At 74.6% G+C, this 15,788-nt stretch carries 17 protein-coding genes; 12 read left to right on the top strand and 5 right to left on the bottom strand.

Features of this window, described 5'->3' with window-relative positions; translation table 11 throughout:
• Positions 1–78: 78 nt before the first annotated feature.
• Positions 79–1,092, bottom strand: coding sequence for a PHP domain-containing protein (locus tag IF45_RS0102240; protein ID WP_030305160.1), 1,014 nt, complete (start codon positions 1,090–1,092; stop codon positions 79–81).
• 188 nt (positions 1,093–1,280) lie between these two features.
• On the opposite strand from IF45_RS0102240, the gene IF45_RS31205 reads away from it, so the two are divergent.
• The 5 genes from IF45_RS31205 to IF45_RS0102265 all read left to right on the top strand — a co-directional run bounded on the left by IF45_RS31205 (position 1,281) and on the right by IF45_RS0102265 (position 5,210).
• Entirely contained in the window at positions 1,281–1,511 is a 231-nt protein-coding gene (locus IF45_RS31205) for a tetratricopeptide repeat protein (protein WP_078842829.1), read from the top strand.
• Between the two features lie 189 nt (positions 1,512–1,700).
• Positions 1,701–2,792: a Dyp-type peroxidase gene (locus IF45_RS0102250; RefSeq protein WP_008405174.1), complete on the top strand. Its 1,092-nt coding sequence runs from the start codon at positions 1,701–1,703 to the stop codon at positions 2,790–2,792.
• Positions 2,789–3,592 carry a family 1 encapsulin nanocompartment shell protein gene (locus IF45_RS0102255; protein ID WP_030305163.1) on the top strand — a complete coding sequence of 268 codons (804 nt, stop codon included), beginning with the start codon at positions 2,789–2,791 and terminating at the stop codon, positions 3,590–3,592. The genes IF45_RS0102250 and IF45_RS0102255 overlap by 4 nt, the downstream gene beginning before the upstream one ends.
• Before the next feature lie 142 nt (positions 3,593–3,734).
• Complete coding sequence (locus tag IF45_RS0102260; RefSeq protein WP_003946711.1) at positions 3,735–4,319, top strand: hypothetical protein; 585 nt, start codon at positions 3,735–3,737, stop codon at positions 4,317–4,319.
• 297 nt (positions 4,320–4,616) lie between these two features.
• Entirely contained in the window at positions 4,617–5,210 is a 594-nt protein-coding gene (locus IF45_RS0102265; RefSeq protein ID WP_003946712.1) for a TMEM165/GDT1 family protein, read from the top strand.
• Between the two features lie 62 nt (positions 5,211–5,272).
• Here IF45_RS0102265 and IF45_RS0102270 read toward each other — a convergent pair whose 3' ends face one another.
• Entirely contained in the window at positions 5,273–6,733 is a 1,461-nt protein-coding gene (locus IF45_RS0102270; protein ID WP_030305165.1) for a dihydrolipoyl dehydrogenase family protein, read from the bottom strand.
• A gap of 124 nt (positions 6,734–6,857) precedes the next feature.
• Between IF45_RS0102270 and trxA the strand changes: the two genes are divergently transcribed.
• Both trxA and IF45_RS0102280 read left to right on the top strand, forming a co-directional pair.
• Positions 6,858–7,256 (top strand): thioredoxin, encoded by a 399-nt coding sequence (trxA, locus tag IF45_RS0102275; protein WP_008405183.1) that lies wholly within the window; start codon positions 6,858–6,860, stop codon positions 7,254–7,256.
• Positions 7,257–7,426: 170 nt separating this feature from the next.
• A complete protein-coding gene (locus tag IF45_RS0102280; protein WP_051720661.1) occupies positions 7,427–7,885 on the top strand; it encodes a type II toxin-antitoxin system PemK/MazF family toxin in 459 nt (152 codons plus the stop codon).
• Positions 7,886–7,920: 35 nt separating this feature from the next.
• On the opposite strand, the gene IF45_RS0102285 is transcribed toward IF45_RS0102280, so the two are convergent.
• Entirely contained in the window at positions 7,921–8,766 is an 846-nt protein-coding gene (locus IF45_RS0102285; protein WP_030305170.1) for a TIGR02452 family protein, read from the bottom strand.
• 248 nt (positions 8,767–9,014) lie between these two features.
• Here IF45_RS0102285 and egtA point away from each other — a divergent pair, with 248 nt between their 5' ends.
• From egtA to egtD, 4 genes are read left to right on the top strand one after another with little or no spacing between them, the layout of a single operon-like run.
• On the top strand, positions 9,015–10,403 hold the full coding sequence (egtA, locus tag IF45_RS0102290; protein WP_030305172.1) for an ergothioneine biosynthesis glutamate--cysteine ligase EgtA: 1,389 nt from the start codon (positions 9,015–9,017) through the stop codon (positions 10,401–10,403).
• Positions 10,400–11,767, top strand: coding sequence for an ergothioneine biosynthesis protein EgtB (egtB, locus tag IF45_RS0102295; RefSeq protein WP_030305173.1), 1,368 nt, complete (start codon positions 10,400–10,402; stop codon positions 11,765–11,767). Before egtA ends, egtB begins: the two co-directional genes overlap by 4 nt.
• 19 nt (positions 11,768–11,786) lie before the next feature.
• Positions 11,787–12,542 carry an ergothioneine biosynthesis protein EgtC gene (gene egtC, locus IF45_RS0102300; protein ID WP_010639581.1) on the top strand — a complete coding sequence of 252 codons (756 nt, stop codon included), beginning with the start codon at positions 11,787–11,789 and terminating at the stop codon, positions 12,540–12,542.
• The gene (egtD, locus tag IF45_RS0102305; protein WP_003946719.1) at positions 12,539–13,501 is read left to right on the top strand and encodes an L-histidine N(alpha)-methyltransferase; all 963 of its coding nucleotides are present in this window, start codon (positions 12,539–12,541) and stop codon (positions 13,499–13,501) included. Before egtC ends, egtD begins: the two co-directional genes overlap by 4 nt.
• Before the next feature lie 55 nt (positions 13,502–13,556).
• Here egtD and IF45_RS0102310 read toward each other — a convergent pair whose 3' ends face one another.
• Complete coding sequence (locus IF45_RS0102310; RefSeq protein ID WP_440862112.1) at positions 13,557–14,822, bottom strand: extracellular solute-binding protein; 1,266 nt, start codon at positions 14,820–14,822, stop codon at positions 13,557–13,559.
• A 200-nt stretch (positions 14,823–15,022) separates the two neighbouring features.
• Here IF45_RS0102310 and IF45_RS0102315 point away from each other — a divergent pair, with 200 nt between their 5' ends.
• The gene (locus IF45_RS0102315) at positions 15,023–15,244 is read left to right on the top strand and encodes a dodecin (protein ID WP_008409618.1); all 222 of its coding nucleotides are present in this window, start codon (positions 15,023–15,025) and stop codon (positions 15,242–15,244) included.
• 35 nt (positions 15,245–15,279) lie between these two features.
• On the opposite strand, the gene IF45_RS0102320 is transcribed toward IF45_RS0102315, so the two are convergent.
• Complete coding sequence (locus IF45_RS0102320; protein WP_030305174.1) at positions 15,280–15,765, bottom strand: phosphatase domain-containing protein; 486 nt, start codon at positions 15,763–15,765, stop codon at positions 15,280–15,282.
• Positions 15,766–15,788 lie beyond the last annotated feature (23 nt).

Raw genomic sequence — 15,788 nt, forward strand, 5'->3', positions numbered from 1 at the left:
CGGGAGCGGGAACGCCGCCCGTCCGGCGGAACAGGGGCCGCGTCGCGGGGGCCGCCGAGGGCTGCCGGGCCGTGCCCGTCAGCTCTGCCCGGCCCACTCCAGCAGTTCGTCGGCGGTCCAGGTCGTGATGACGTCCTCCGCCGGTACGCCGCACTCCTCGGCGCGGGCGCAGCCCAGGCGCTGCCAGGTGAGCTGCCCGGGGGCGTGGGCGTCGGTGTCGACGGCGAAGAGGGCGCCGGCGTCGAGGGCGGCGCGGATCAGGCGGAGCGGGGGGTCTAGGCGTTCGGGGCGGCTGTTGATCTCGACGGCGGTGCCGGACTCGGCGCAGGCGGCGAAGACGGCCTCCGCGTCGAAGGCGGACTCCGGGCGGGTGCGGCCGGTGATGAGGCGGCCGGTGCAGTGGCCGAGGACGTCGGTGTGCGGATTGCTGACGGCGGCGAGCAGGCGCCGGGTCATGGCGGGGGCGTCCATCCGCAGCTTGGAGTGGACGGAGGCGACGACCAGGTCGAGGCGGTCCAGCAGCTCCGGCTCCTGGTCGAGGGTGCCGTCCTCGAGGATGTCGCACTCGATGCCGGCGAGCAGGCGGAAGGGCGCCCATTCCGCGTTGAGGGCGGCCACCGTGTCGAGCTGACGGCGCAGCCGGCCGGCGGTCAGCCCGTGGGCGACGGTGAGGCGGGGGGAATGGTCGGTGAGGACGGCCCACTCGTGGCCGAGTGCGATGGCCGCGCGGCCCATCTCCTCGATGGAGCTGCCGCCGTCGGACCAGTCGGAGTGCAGGTGGCAGTCGCCGCGCAGCGCGGCGTACAGGGCGTCTCCGCCCTCGGCGAGGGGTGCCTTCGCGGCCTCCTCCTCCAGGCTCCGGAGGTAGGCGGGGGTCCGGCCGTCGAGGGCCTCGCGGATGACTTTCCCGGTCTTCGGGCCGATCCCCTTGAGCTTCTCCAGCGTGCCGTCGGCCGCCCGGTCGCGGATCTCGTCGGGCCCGTGCTCGCGCAGGACGGCGGAGGCGGTACGGAAGGCGCGGACCCGGTAGGTGGGTTCCTGGGCGCGCTCCAGGAGGAAGGCGATCCGGTCCAGCGCGTGTTCGGGGTCCACGGCGGCTCCCTCCGGTACGGGTCCGTTCCTCAGCGTCTCGCGGGCGGGCGGGCGGCGCATCCGGCACCGGCCCGCGAAGGTGGTGGAATGTTCAACCAACCGCCGCTGTTGTCGGGAGTGGGCGCACTCCCCGGCAACGGCGCCGGGAGCGGAGTACGGCCCGCAGTCGTACGGCAGGAGGGAAGAGCGTGACCGAGACCTACTTCGAGTTCGGGACGCCCGCGGACCGCTGGGACCGGGCGGAGCGGGAGCTGCGCACCCTGCTGGCGGCCGACCCGGTCGAGAGTTACGCGACGCTGCTGCTCGGCCGGACCCTGGAGCGGCAGGGCCGGAACGACGAGGCCCGCCCCTACCTGCGGATGGCCGCCGCGATGAGCGGCGACTTCGCGGAGCTGGGCCCGAGCGCCGCGGCACGCTGACCGGGCACCACCGGCGCCGGGCGCGGTACGGACGGACCCCCGTTCGGCCGCGCCCGGCCCGCGTGCGGGCGCCGTGCTGCCGAGGATGGTGAGCGGCACGCACGGTCACCGGGGGCGGCCCCAGATAGCGTGGGCCGACCGGACGCCCGTCCGGGCCGTCGCCGCCACCGCCCCGGGAGTCGCCCCCTCATGAGCGCACCGTCCCCGTACTCCAGCCCGCCGCCCGAGCCGCAGGCCGTCCTCACCCCGATCACGGAGAGCGCCATCTTCCTGGTGCTGACCATCGACCCGGGCGGGGAGGAGACGGTGTACGACCTCCTCCAGGACGTGTCGGCGCTCCGCCGCTCCGTGGGCTTCCGGGTGCCGGACGCCGGCCTGACCTGTGTGGCGGGGATCGGTTCGGACGCCTGGGGGCGCCTGTTCACCGGGCCGCGCCCGGCCGGGCTCCACCCCTTCAAGGAACTGCGCGGGCCGCGCCACACCGCCCCGTCCACCCCGGGCGACGTGCTGTTCCACATCCGCGCCCGCCGGGCCGACCTCTGCTTCGAGCTGGCCGCCCGGCTGATGGACCGGCTGCGGAGCGCCGTGACCGTCGCCGACGAGGTGCACGGCTTCAAGTACTTCGACGAGCGCGACCTGATGGGCTTCGTCGACGGCACCGAGAACCCGGAGGGCAACGCCGCGCTCACCGCGGTGGTGGTCGGCGACGAGGACCCGGAGTTCCAGGGCGGCAGCCACGTCGTCGTGCAGAAGTACCTGCACGACCTCTCCACCTGGAACGCGCTGCCGGTCGAGGAGCAGGAGCGGGTGATCGGCCGTACCAAGCTGGAGGACATCGAGCTGCCCGACGACGTGAAGCCCGCCGACTCGCACGTCGCGCTCAACACCATCACCGAGCCGGACGGGACGGAGCGGCAGATCAGGCGGCTCAACATGCCCTTCGGCACGCTCGGCGAGAACGCCTTCGGCACCTACTTCATCGGCTACTCCGCCGACATCGCCGTCACCGAGCAGATGCTGCGGAACATGTTCCTGGGCACCGACGAGGCCCGGCACGACCGCATCCTCGACTTCTCGACCGCCGTCACCGGCTCCCAGTACTTCGTGCCCGACGCCGGCTTCCTGGACGACCCGCCGCCCGCGCCCGGGGCGTCCGCCGCCGAGGCCCCGGACGCGGAGCGGGACGAGGCCGCCGCGCCCGCCCGCGAGACGGTGCCCGCCCCCGCGCCGGCCGACACCTCACTGCGGATCGGCAGCCTCAACCCCCGGAGGACGTCATGAACAACCTGCACCGCGACCTGGCGCCGGTCTCCGCCGCCGCCTGGGCCGAGATCGAGGACGAGGTGCGCCGCACCTTCAAGGAGCACCTGGCCGGGCGGCGCGTGGTGGACGTCGACGGGCCCACCGGCCCGGACCGGGCCGCCGTCACCACGGGCCACCTCACCGAGATCACCTCGCCCGGCGACGGACTGCGCGCCCGGCTGCACGCCTCGCTGCCGCTGATCGAGCTGCGCCGCCCGTTCACGCTGCAGCGGCAGGACATCGACGACGTGGAGCGCGGCTCGCGGGACTCCGACTGGGACCCGGCGAAGGACGCCGCCCGGGCGGTGGCCATGGCCGAGGACCGGGCCGTCTTCGAGGGCTGGCCGGACGCCTCGGTCACCGGCATCCGCGGCGGCAGCTCCCACCCCGAGCTGCACCTGCCGGAGGCCGTCACCGATTACCCGGACCTCGTCAGCCAGGCCCTGACCGCCCTGCGGCTGGCGGGCGTGGCGGGACCGTACGCCCTGCTGCTCGGCGCCACCGCGTACACGGCGGTCAACGAGACCTCCGACCACGGCTACCCGGTCCTGAGCCACCTGGCGCGGCTGCTGGGAGTGGGGCAGATCATCTGGGCGCCCGGCATCGAGGGCGGCGCCGTCGTCTCCCTGCGCGGCGGGGACTTCTCCCTCTATCTGGGCCAGGACCTCTCGATCGGCTACCTCGACCACGACGCGGAGACCGTACGGCTCTACCTCCAGGAGACGCTGACCTTCTCCCTGGACTCCCCGGAGGCGGGCGTCGCCCTGCGCCCGGCCTGACCCGGACCGCCCGCCACCCGGCGGACGGTGTCCCGGATGCGGCGTTCGCCCGGTTCAGCTTGGATGGCCGTGGCGCTCGCCGCGCCCCCGGCGGCCGGGTCCGCCGGACGGGTCCCGCAGTCGCACCGGATCGGAGCCTTCCATGACCCCGCCCTCGGACAACGTCCTCTTCTTCACCTTCACCGACCCCAGCGCCGCCTACCGCGCCTTCTCCGAGATCAAGGCCGTGCCCGAGGTCACCCGGGCGGCCATCATCGAGCGCAGCGCGGACGGCGTCCTCTCGGTGCCGGAGGACTACGAGCCGCGGGCGGGGACGGCGGCCCTGACCGGCGGCGCCATCGGCGCGCTGGTCGGCATCCTCGGCGGCCCGATCGGGGTGCTCTTCGGGTGGGGCCTGGGCACCGTGGCCGGGGCGACCGCCGACACCGAGGAGGCCGAGCACACCCACGACGCCTTGACGGTACTCAGCAAGAACGTGGACGACGGCAAGAACCTGCTCCTGGTGGAGGCCCCGGGCTACTCCCCCGCCGCCGCCGACGATCTCGCCGGACGGCTCGGCGGCACGGTGGTGGCCGTACCGGTGGAGGAGGTACGGGCGGAGGTCGAGTCCGCGGAGCGGGCGGCGGAGGAGGCCGTGCGCCGGGCCCGCCACGACCACCGCAAGCAGCGCCGGCACGAGTTCCGGGAGAAGATGGACACCCTCTTCGGGCGGGGCATCCCGGCCTGAGACGGCCGCTTCCGGGCCGCTGCACGGGTGGGGTACCGTGGAGCACAGCGAAGGGGAGTAGTCCCGCAACACCGCCGGTCGACATACTGGCCGTCCGCCACCGCGGACTGCCCGGCCGCCGGGCCGCACGCCGTGAGAGGCGGGCGGTGGACGAGACCTTCGGCCAAGGCATGAAGCCGTGCCCGCAGCAGAGCGGGTGCGGTCCGTCGTGCCGGGCCGAGCGGTCCTCCCGTCGCTGGTCCTGCGGGGCCTCACGGGGACGATCCGGGGCCCGGCCCCGTACAGAAAGCCCCCGGAATGAGTCTCGACCCCCTGGCGCTCGTCACCGCCTTCGGGCTGATCTTCCTCGCCGAGCTGCCGGACAAGACGATGTTCGCCTCGCTCGCCATGGGCACCCGGATGCGCCCGCTCTACGTCTGGTTCGGCACCTCCACCGCCTTCCTGGTCCATGTGGCCATCGCGGTCGGCGCGGGCAGCCTCATCGGACTGCTGCCCGACTGGATCGTGCGCCTGGTCTCCGCCCTGCTCTTCGCCTTCGGCGCCTTCATGCTGCTGCGCGGCGGGGACGACGACGAGGACGAGGAGGGCGCCGCCAAGACCGTCACCGGCTTCTGGCCCGTTTACACCACGGCGTTCATGGCCGTCTTCATCAGCGAGTGGGGCGACCTGACGCAGATCACCACCGCCAATCTGGCGGCCACCAACGGCACCCTGTCCACCGCCATCGGCGCCGCCGCCGCCCTCATGTCGGTCTCAGCGCTTGCACTCCTGGCCGGCCGCTTCATCGCCCAGCGCGTCCCCCTCAAGACCGTCCAGCGGATCGGCGGGCTCTGCATGGCGGGCCTGGCGATCTGGTCCCTGGTGGAGGCGATCAGCGCGTTCACCGGCTGACCCCGGCCGACGCCGCGTCCCCTGTCACCGCCCGGTGGGCGGCGACAGGGGACGCGGCGTTCTCACCCCCGGTACGCCTCCAGCAGCCGCAGCCACACCTCACTGATCGTCGGATACGGCGGGACCGCGTGCCACAGGCGGGCGATCGGGACCTGCCCGGCGACCGCGATGGTGGCGGAGTGGAGGAGTTCGGCGGTGCCGGGGCCGACGAAGGTGACGCCGAGGAGGATGTCGCGGTCTAGGTCGACGATCATGCGGGCGCGGCCTCGGTAGTCGTCGCGGAAGAGGGCGGCGCCGGCGACGGCGGCGAGGTCCTGGTCGACGGCGCGGACGCGGTGGCCCGCTGCTTCGGCCTGGGCGAGGGTGAGGCCGACCGAGGCTGCCTCGGGGTCGGTGAAGACCACCTGCGGGACGGCGGCGTGGTCGGCGGTGGCGCTGTGGGCGCCCCAGGCGCCGGTGTCCAGGGGGCGGTCCTGGGCGCGGGCGGCGATGGCCGCGCCGGCGACGCGGGCCTGGTACTTGCCCTGGTGGGTGAGGAGGGCGCGGTGGTTGCAGTCGCCGACCGCGTAGAGCCAGTCGCTGCCGGTGACCCTGAGGGTGTCGTCGACGGTGAGCCAGTCGCCGGGGGTCAGGCCCACCGTGTCGAGGCCGAGGTCGCCGGTGCGGGGTGTGCGGCCGGTGGCGAAGAGAACCTCGTCCGCCTGGAGGGTGGAGCCGTCGTCGAGGGTGAGGGTGACGCCGGAGGCGTCGCGGTCCAGGGCCGTGACGGAGACGCCGGTGCGGACGTCGGCCCCGGCGGCGCGCAGGCTCTCGGCGACCAGTTCGCCGGCGAACGGCTCCATCCCGGCGAGCAGCCCCTCGCCCCGGACCAGCAGGGTGACCCGCGCGCCCAGGCCCTGCCAGGCGGTGGCCATCTCGGCGCCGACCACCCCGCCGCCGACGACGGCGAGCCGCCCGGGCACCTCCTCGGCGCTGGTGGCCTCGCGGCTGGTCCAGGGGCGGGCGGCGGCCATGCCGGGCAGATCGGGGAGGGCGGCCCGGGTGCCGGTGCACAGGGCGACGGCGTGCCGGGCGGCGAGGGTGGTGACCCGGCCGTCGGCGCCGGTCACGGTGACCCGGCGTTGCCCGGCGAGGCGGCCGTGGCCGCGGTACAGGTCGGTGCCGGTGGAGTCGACCCATTCCACCTGGCCGTCGTCCTTCCAGTCCGAGGCGAAGCTGTCCCGGCGGTCGAGGACGGCACGGGTGTCGAGCGGGCCCGCCGTCATCCGCTCCAGTCCGGGCAGTCTGCGGGCGTCGGCCTGGGCGAGCACCGGGCGGAGCAGGGCCTTGCTGGGCATGCACGCCCAGTACGAGCATTCGCCGCCGACCAGCTCGCTCTCGACGATCGCGGCGCTCAGGCCGGCGGCCCGGGCGCGGTCGGCGACGTTCTCGCCCACCGGTCCGGCGCCGATGACGACCACGTCGTAGGTGTGGTCAGGGGTCTGCGCGGGGGCGGGCGTGTCGTCCGTTCGGGCATGCGTCATGGCGCCAGTGTGACGGGGGGTGTGCGCCGTGGCCACACGGGTAGCGGCACCCGGATACGGAATACAAGCGCCGCTCGCGCCGTTGTGCGAGGCGGTTCAGCAGTCAGCAGGAAGGTACGACCTCATGAGCACTGTGGAACTCACCAAGGAGAACTTCGACCAGACGGTGATGGACAACGAGTTCGTCCTCATCGACTTCTGGGCGTCCTGGTGCGGTCCGTGCCGTTCGTTCGCACCGGTCTACGAAGCGGCTTCGGAAACCCACCCTGACCTGGTCTTCGGCAAGGTCGACACCGAGGCGCAGCAGGAGCTGGCCGCCGCCTTCGGCATCCAGTCGATCCCGACCCTGATGATCGTCCGCGACCGGGTGGCGGTCTTCGCTCAGCCCGGCGCGCTCCCCGCGGAGGCCCTGGAGGACGTCATCGGCCAGGCCCGCGCCCTGGACATGCAGGAGGTCCACAAGTCGGTGGCCGAGGCACAGGCCGCCGAGGGCAAGGGCGACCAGCCGGACGCGCAGGGCTGACCAGCCGCCCCTGCTGTCCGCCAGGCCCTCGAAGGCGGGGCCGTACCGCCGTGCCGGTACGGCCCCGCCTTCGCCGTGTCCGGCGGCCTGTGGCGGCTCCGAGGTGGCGGTCCGGTGAACACCCGTACCCGGTGGACGGGTTGCGGGCGGCGGGGCCTACCGTGGCGCGGGTGACTATCGACACCGGTGACCAGCCCCTTTCCCCCTCCCCCGGCCGCGAAGGCGCCACGGCGACGGTCGAGGCCGACCCGCGCCGCGTCGGCGCGGTACGGACCGAGTACGCGCCCGAGACGGACGGCGACCCCGATCCCGGGGAGATCGTCTGGACCTGGGTCCCGTACGAGGAGAACGACGGCCGGGGCAAGGACCGGCCGGTGCTGGTGGTGGCGCGGGAGCGGGCGGGCACGCTGCTGGCCGTCCAGCTGACCAGCAAGGACCGGCGCGGCGACAACGACTTCGTGGCGATCGGCACCGGCCCCTGGGACCGCGAGGAGCGCCCGTCGTGGGTCGCGGTCGACCGGGTGCTGCGGGTCCACGAGGCGGGGATGCGGCGCGAGGCGTGCGCGCTGGACCGGGGCCGCTTCAACCTGGTGGTGCTGCGGCTGCGCGAGCGGTACGGCTGGAAGTAGCCCCGAGGAACCGTCGGGGCCCCGGAGCGGCCCGGTCAGGGCCCCTCCGGGGCGAAGGTCCTCTCGAAGGCGGACCGGGTGGTGCCGGCCTTCGACCGGTCCAGGACCGCGAAGACCACCGTGTCGAAGGTGGCCCCGAACCGCGCGCCGGGTGCGGTGAGCAGCCGCCGGAAGGCGCCGGCCACCTCGGCCGGGTCGTTCCGGAAGACGCCGCAGCCCCAGGCGCCCAGCACCAGCCTGCGCACCCCCTGGGCGGCGGCCACCTCCAGGACGCGCTCGGCCCGGCGGGCGAGCGCGGGCCCCACCTCGGCCTCCGCCCGGGCGGGGTCGGTGCGGCGCAGGACGCCCGCGTTGGGGGCTGGGCTGGTGAGGAAACCCGCGGTGCGCGGGGTCTCCAGCAGGGCGCCCCGGTCGTCGCGGAAGACCGGCACGCCGGGCGCGAAGATGACCCGGTCGGAGTAGAGGGCGTCCCGGTGCTCGCGGTGGTGGGCGTAGTAGGCGGGGGCGCGCAGCAGGCAGTCGTAGAGGGCGGAGGCGCGGCAGACCGCCTCCTCCTGGGCCTGGGCGCCGTTGAGGTAGCCGCCGCCGGGGTTGCGGGCGGAGGCGAAGTTGAGCGCGGCGACCGGGCCGCCCTCCTCGGCCGCCAGTCGCAGGACGGCGGTGGTGGTGGACTCCCCGGTGACGGTGACGGCGGTGACGGCGGTGGTGGCGCGCGGGGTGTCCGGGACGGGGACCGGTCCGGGTCCGTGGAGCCGGGTTCCCTCGCGGGCGAGAGCCAGCTGACCGGACAGATCGCGCCAGATTCCGGACGGGGCGTGATACCCGCCCCGGGCAACGATCTCCTGGGTCTCGCGGGCCGTCGCCCGCAGTCGTGCGCTCACGCCGCTCCTGTCGCTGGTCCTCCGGCCGCTCGCGGGCACGCCGGTACCGGCCACCGGCACGGCGGCCGGGAGTGCCATGGTGTCGGCCGGGATTTACGGGGCACAACTCCTTTTCCGGATCACCGGCCCGGCCGGGAGGCGCGGTTGTGCGATGCGCGCCGAGCGTCTTGGCTGGACGGGTGACACCACGGCGCGCCCGCCTGCGGAGCGCCGTGCACCACGGCGGTCCTCCCACAAGGAGTGCGTCCATGTCCCAGTCGTCTATCCCCTCGTCCGCCTCCTCGCCCCCGCCCGACGGCGGCGCGCCCGCCTGGCCCGGGACCTCGCCTCCCGGAACGGGTCTGGGCGAGGAGTCCTTCTCGGACCTGGTACGAGGCATCTGTTTCAAGACCGGCCCGCCCCGCAAGGTGGGGGTGGAGCTGGAATGGCTCGTGCACGACGCGGCCGACCCGCTGCGCGAGGTCTCCGCCGACCGGCTGCGCGCGGCCCACACGGTCCTCAAGGACCTGCCGCTGAACTCGCTGTTCACCGTGGAGCCCGGTGGCCAGCTCGAACTCAGCTCCGCGCCCGCGCCCTCGCTGGCCGTCTGCGTGGAACAGGTCTCCGCCGACATGGTGGTGCTGCGCGGGGCGCTGGCCGCCCTCGGCCTGCGGGTGACGGGACTGGGCACCGAACCCTCCCTCCCCGGCGAGCGGCTGCTGCGGGAGCCGCGCTACGACGCGATGGAGCGCTACCTCGACCGGGCGGGACCCGCCGGCCGGCACATGATGCGCTCCTCAGCCTCGGTCCAGGTCTGCCTGGACGCGGGGTACGAGGAGCCGGGGCCGCAGGGCCACCACCGGCGGTGGCACCTCGCCCATCTCCTGGGGCCGGTGCTGGTCGCCGCCTTCGCCAACTCCCCCGTCCACGAGGGCCGGCTCACCGGGTGGCGGTCGACCCGGCAGTCCCTGTGGGCCGAGATCGAGCCCGGCCGCTCCGCCGCCCCGCCGCTGGACGCGGAGCCCCGCGCCGCCTGGACCGAGCGGGTGCTGGACGCCCCGGTGATGTGCGTACGCGCCGAGGAGGGGCCGTGGGACGCGCCCGAGGGGCTGACCTTCCGTGACTGGGTACGCGGCAAGGGGCCCCGGCCGGTCACCGAGGAGGACCTCGCCTACCACCTGACGACGCTCTTCCCGCCGGTGCGCCCGCGCGGCCACCTGGAGCTGCGGATGATCGACGCGCAGCCCGGCGAGGACGGGTGGCGGGTCCCCCTCGCGGTGACCTGCGCGCTCTTCGACGACGCCGAGGCGACGGAGACGGCGTACCGGATCGTCAAACCGCTGGCCGAGCGGGCCACCGGCGGGCCGGCCCCGCACAACGCGCTGTGGGAGGAGGCGGCCCGCTCGGGCCTCGCCGACCCGGAGCTGCGGGAGGCGGCCACGGCCTGCTTCGCCACCGCGCTCCAGGCGCTGCCCCGCCTGGGCGCCGGCGAGGAGCTGACCGCCCAGGTGGCGGCGTTCACCGAGCGGTACCCGCGGGCGGGGCGCTGCCCCGCCGACGACTTCCTGGACACCTGTCTGGACATCCGCCCCGGCCGGGGGCCCGCCGAGGGGCCGCCCGCGCACGGGACGGTCAGGGGAGAGGACGCACCGGCATGACTTCGTCCACAGACACACCGCAGGCCGCCGGGCAGCCCCCGGCCGGCCCCGAGGCGCTGCGGCAGCGGGCGCTGGCCGCGCTGCTCGCGGCGCGGGAGCGGACCGCGCTGCTCACCGACTGCGTGGAGGGCCCGGACCTGACGGCGCAGCACTCCCCGCTGATGTCCCCGCTGGTCTGGGACCTCGCCCACATCGGCAACCAGGAGGAGCTGTGGCTGGTGCGCGCGGTGGGCGGGCGCGAGGCGCTGCGGCCCGAGATCGACTCGCTGTACGACGCGTTCGAGCATCCGCGCGCCGAGCGTCCCTCGCTGCCGCTGCTCGCTCCCGAGGAGGCACGGCGGTACGCGGCGGAGGTACGGGGCCGGGCGCTGGACGTGCTGGCGGCGGCCCCGGTGGAGGGTGAGCGGCTGACCGCCTCCGGCTTCGCCTTCGGCATGGTGGCCCAGCACGAGCAGCAGCACGACGAGACGATGCTCATCACCCATCAGCTGCGGCGCGGCCCGGCGGTGCTGGACGCCCCGGCGCCGCCCGGCCCCGCGCCGGAGGCGCCGCTGCCGGGCCCGGAGGCGCTGGTGCCGGGCGGCCCGTTCACCATGGGCACCTCGGCCGAGCCGTGGGCGCTGGACAACGAGCGGCCCGCGCACCGCCGTGACGTGCCCGCCTTCTGGCTGGACACGGCCCCGGTGACCTGCGGGGCGTATCTGCGGTTCCTCGACGACGGCGGGTACGACGAGGAGCGGTGGTGGCATCCGGCGGGGTGGCGGATGGTCCGCGAACACGGGCTGCGGGCGCCGCTGTTCTGGCGGCGGGAGGGGACGACCTGGCTGCGGCGCCGGTTCGGTGTGGTGGAGCCGGTACCGGCCGAGGAGCCGGTGGTCCACGTCAGCTGGTACGAGGCGGACGCCTACGCCCGCTGGGCCGGGCGGCGGCTGCCGACGGAGGCCGAGTGGGAGAAGGCGGCCCGGTTCGACCCGGCCACCGGACGGGCGCGCCGCTACCCGTGGGGCGACGCCGACCCGGGCCCCGCCCACGCCAACCTGGGCCAGCGCCATCTGCGCCCCGCCCCCGCCGGGGCCTATCCGGCCGGCCGTTCGCCGCTGGGCGTCGGGCAGCTCATCGGCGACGTGTGGGAGTGGACGGCGAGCGACTTCCTGCCGTACCCGGGGTTCGCGCCGTTCCCGTACCGCGAGTACTCGGAGGTCTTCTTCGGCGACGCCCACAAGGTGCTGCGCGGCGGGTCGTTCGGGGTGGACGCGGTCGCCTGCCGGGGCACGTTCCGCAACTGGGACCTGCCGGTGCGCCGCCAGATCTTCGCCGGGTTCCGCACCGCCCGGGACGCCGCCACCGGCGAGGGCGCCGCGTGAGCGGGCGGGGGCGGTCCTGATGTGCCGTCACCTGGCCTACGTGGGCCCGGCGCTGCCGCTGGGCGAGCTGGTCTCGGCGCCGGAGCACAGCCTGTTCCGCCAGTCCTGGGCGCCGCGCCACCAGCGGTACGGCACGGTCAACGCCGACGGGTTCGGCCTGGGCTGGTACGCGCCGGGCGACCCGGTCCCGGCGCGCTACCGCCGGGCGGGCCCGATCTGGGCGGACCCGTCGTTCGGCGATCTGGCGCGGGTGGTGCGCAGTACGGCCCTGCTGGCGGCGGTCCGTGACGCGACGGCGGCGGGCGCGGACCCGGAGGCGGCGGTCGCGCCGTACGCCGACGGGCCCTGGCTGTTCAGCCACAACGGGGCGGTGGCCGGGTGGCCGGAGTCGCTGGCCAAGCCCGCCGCCTCGCTGGAGCCGCTGGCCCTGCTGGAGCTGGAGTCCCGGTGCGACGCCGCCCTGGTGTGGGCGCTGGTCCGGGACCGGCTGCGGCGTGGCGAGGGGCCGGGCGACGCGCTCGGCGGGGCGGTCCGGGCGGTGGCGGCGGCCGCGCCCGGCTCCCGGCTCAACCTGCTGCTGACCGACGGCCGCTCGATCGCCGCCACCACCTGGGGCGACACCCTCTTCCACCGTCCCGGACCGGCCGGCGGCCGCGTGGTCGCCTCCGAGCCCTACGACGACGAGCCGGGGTGGCGGGCCGTGCCGGACCGCACCCTGCTGCTCGCCGATGCCCGGGAAGTCACCCTCCTCCCCCTCAAGGAGCCCTCCGCGTGAGCACGTTCCGCATCACCCGCACCCTGCCCGAGGACGCCACCGGCGCCGCCCTGCGCGCGGACGTCCGCGCCGGGCTCACCTCGGTGCCGAAGACGCTGCCGCCCAAGTGGTTCTACGACGCGCGGGGCAGCGAACTGTTCGAGGAGATCACCCGGCTCCCCGAGTACTACCCGACCCGTGCCGAGCGGGAGATCCTCGCGGACCGGGCCGGCGAGATCGCGGCGGCGCTCCCGGCCCGGACGCTGGTGGAGCTGGGCTCGGGCTCCTCGGAGAAGACCCGGCTGCTGCTGGACGCGCTCACCGGCCTGGAGGCGTACGTCCCGGTGGACGTGAGCGAGAGCGCGCTGCGCGGGGCCGGGGAGGCCCTGGCGCGGGAACGGCAGGGCCTGCGGGTGCACGCGCTGATCGCCGACTTCACCGGCCGGCTGGAGCTGCCCGAGGGGCTGCCGGGGCCACGCCTTGTGGCGTTCCTCGGCGGGACGCTGGGCAATCTGCTGCCCGGGGAGCGGGCGGAGTTCCTGGCCTCGGTGCGGGCGTCGATGGCACCGGGCGACGGGCTGCTGCTCGGCACCGACCTGGTGAAGGACGAGGAGACCCTGGTCGCCGCCTACGACGACGCGCGGGGTGTGACGGCCGAGTTCGACAAGAACGTGCTGCGGGTGGTCAACCGGGAGCTGGGCGCCGACTTCGACCTGGACCGCTTCGACCACGTGGCCCGCTGGGACGCGGAGCGGGAGTGGATCGAGATGCGGCTGCGGGCGCGCTCTGCGGCGACGGTGAAGATCCCGGCGCTGGATCTGGCGGTGGAGTTCGCCGAGGGCGAGGAGGTGCGTACGGAGGTGTCTGCGAAGTTCCGCGAGGAGGGCGTCCGCGCGGAGCTGGCGGCGGCCGGGCTCACGGCGGCCGGCTGGTGGACGGACCGGGCGGGGCGGTTCGCCCTGTCGCTGTCGCTGGCCTGACGCGCCGGTACGCCCGGGGGACGGATCTCCTTCCCCCGGGCGTACGGCCGTGCGGTCAGCGGGTGCGCAGGTCGAGCGTCTTGGTGATGCGCTTCGAGGCGGCCTCGGCGGCGGCCTCGGGGTCGGTGCCGGTGAGCACCTGGGTCATGTACGCCTTGATCGGGTTGTCGCCCTCGACGGCGGCCCAGCGCGGGGAGTTGGGGGTGGCCCGGCCGTGCGCGGCGCCCTCGGCCATCGCGGCCGACCCCTCGTCGCCGCTGACGGCCTCGGCGAGGGTGGTCTTGTTGGGCACGTAGTTCATCGTCTTGGCGAGGTCGATCTGCCACTTCTCGCCGGCCAGCGCCTTGATCAGCTCGACGGCCCCGGCGCGGTTGTCGGTCTTCTCGCGGACCACCAGGTCGGAGCCGCCGGTGAAGACGGCGCCGGGCTTGGCGGCGGTCTTGCCGGGGACGGGGAAGAAGCCGAGCTTGCCCTTGAGGGCGGGGTTCTCCTCGACGATGGTCTGGGCGGTGCCGGGGACCGTGATGATCTGTCCGACGTCTCCCTTGGCGAAGACCTCGGCCTGCGGCGGGTTCTCCTCGTCGGCGTCCTTCGGGCCGTTGCCCAGTTCCTGGAGCTGCCGGTAGAAGTCCATGCCGCGCAGGGCGGCGGGGGTGTCCAGGGTGCCTTCCCAGATGTTGCCGGACTCCTTGGCGAGGTCGCCGCCCTCGTCCCAGATGAAGCCGGAGAGGGTGTACCAGTCCTGGCCGGCGAGGTAGATGCCCTGGTTGCCGGAGTCGTTGATCCTGGCGGTGTCGGCGAGCCACTGATCGCGGGTCTTCGGGGGCTTGCTGACGCCGGCCTCGGCGAAGACGTCCTTGTTGTAGATGACGACACGGTTGGCGGCGTACCAGGGGATGCCGTACTGGGAGCCGCCGAACCGGCCGGGGTCGGCGAGGCCGGGGAGCCAGTCGTCCATGCCGAGGTCGCGCATCGACTCCAGCGTCAGGTCGACCAGGCCGCCGCCGTCGACGTACTGGGCGACCTGGGTGTTGCCGACCTCGATGACGTCGGGCGCGGTGTCGTGCTCGTCGGACTTGAGCGCCTCGTCGACCTTCCCGGTGATGCCGCCCCACTCCTGGATCTCGACCTTGAGGCTCAGGGAGGGGTGCTCCTTCTCGAACTCCTTCGTGAACCGCTCGACGAAGCCCGCCGTCGCACTGCCCTTCATGAGCCAGAGCGTGACCTCCTCGCGGTCGTCGCCACCGGGGAGCAGTCCGCAGCCCGTCAGGAGGGAGGCGGAGGCGAGGAACACGACAAGGGTCGTACAGCGGGTCTTCACGTGGGTCGCTTTCTGCCTGAGGACAGGAGGGAGACAGGTCCCGACGTGTGGGGGCAGCGCACGCGCTCGTACGGGTGTACGCACCACCCTGGTATAGACCAAATCGGTGGTCAAGAGGCTGAGGGCGAATCCGCCCATTACGGTTGGGTGACGACACCCGCCTCGGGGAGCACACTCGTACCGCTAGGAGGACGTACGCCATGTCCGATCACGTCTACCGCGTCACCGAGATCGTCGGCACCTCGCCCGAGGGCGTCGACCAGGCGATCCGCAACGGCATCGAACGCGCCTCCCAGACCCTGCGCGGCCTCGACTGGTTCGAGGTCACCCAGGTGCGCGGCGCCATCGCCGACGGGCAGGTCGCCCACTACCAGGTGGGGCTGAAGGTGGGCTTCCGCCTGGAGGGCTCCGACGGCGGCTGACGCCCGGCCGCCCCGCCGCAGCGGGCCGGACCGGATCAGGTCCGGCCCTCACTCTCCTGGCCCGCGCGCAACTCCGCGGAGGTACGCCCCCAGTCCGCCTCCACCACCGTGAACCCGGCCCGCTCGGCCTCCGCCAGGACCAGCGGGTCGTCGTCGACGAGCATCCGCACGGTGCGGGTGGCCCGCAGTCCGCGCAACGCCTCCAGCTTGGTGCGTACGGCCGGGCGCCGGTCGTGGTCGCGGCGCATCCGCACGGGCCCCTCGGGGAGCCCGTGCGCCCGCAGCCACTCCTCGGTGTCGGCCCGGCACCGCTCCGGACGCCCGGTCAGATAGAGCAGGTCGCAGTCGGCGGCGGCCTCACGGGCCAGCGCGACCCCCTCAAAGAGCGGCGTGTCGTCCGGCGCGGCGGCGAAGAACCCCCGCCAGTCGCGCGGGGAGCCTTCCAGGAAGTGCTGGCGGTGGGCGGTGTCGGCGAGGGTGCCGTCGAGGTCGAAGACGGCGAGGGGGCGCGGCTCGGTCACCGGGTCACGGTAACCCCCGGGGG

Source organism: Streptomyces albidoflavus (assembly GCF_000719955.1).
GTDB lineage: Bacteria > Actinomycetota > Actinomycetes > Streptomycetales > Streptomycetaceae > Streptomyces > Streptomyces albidoflavus.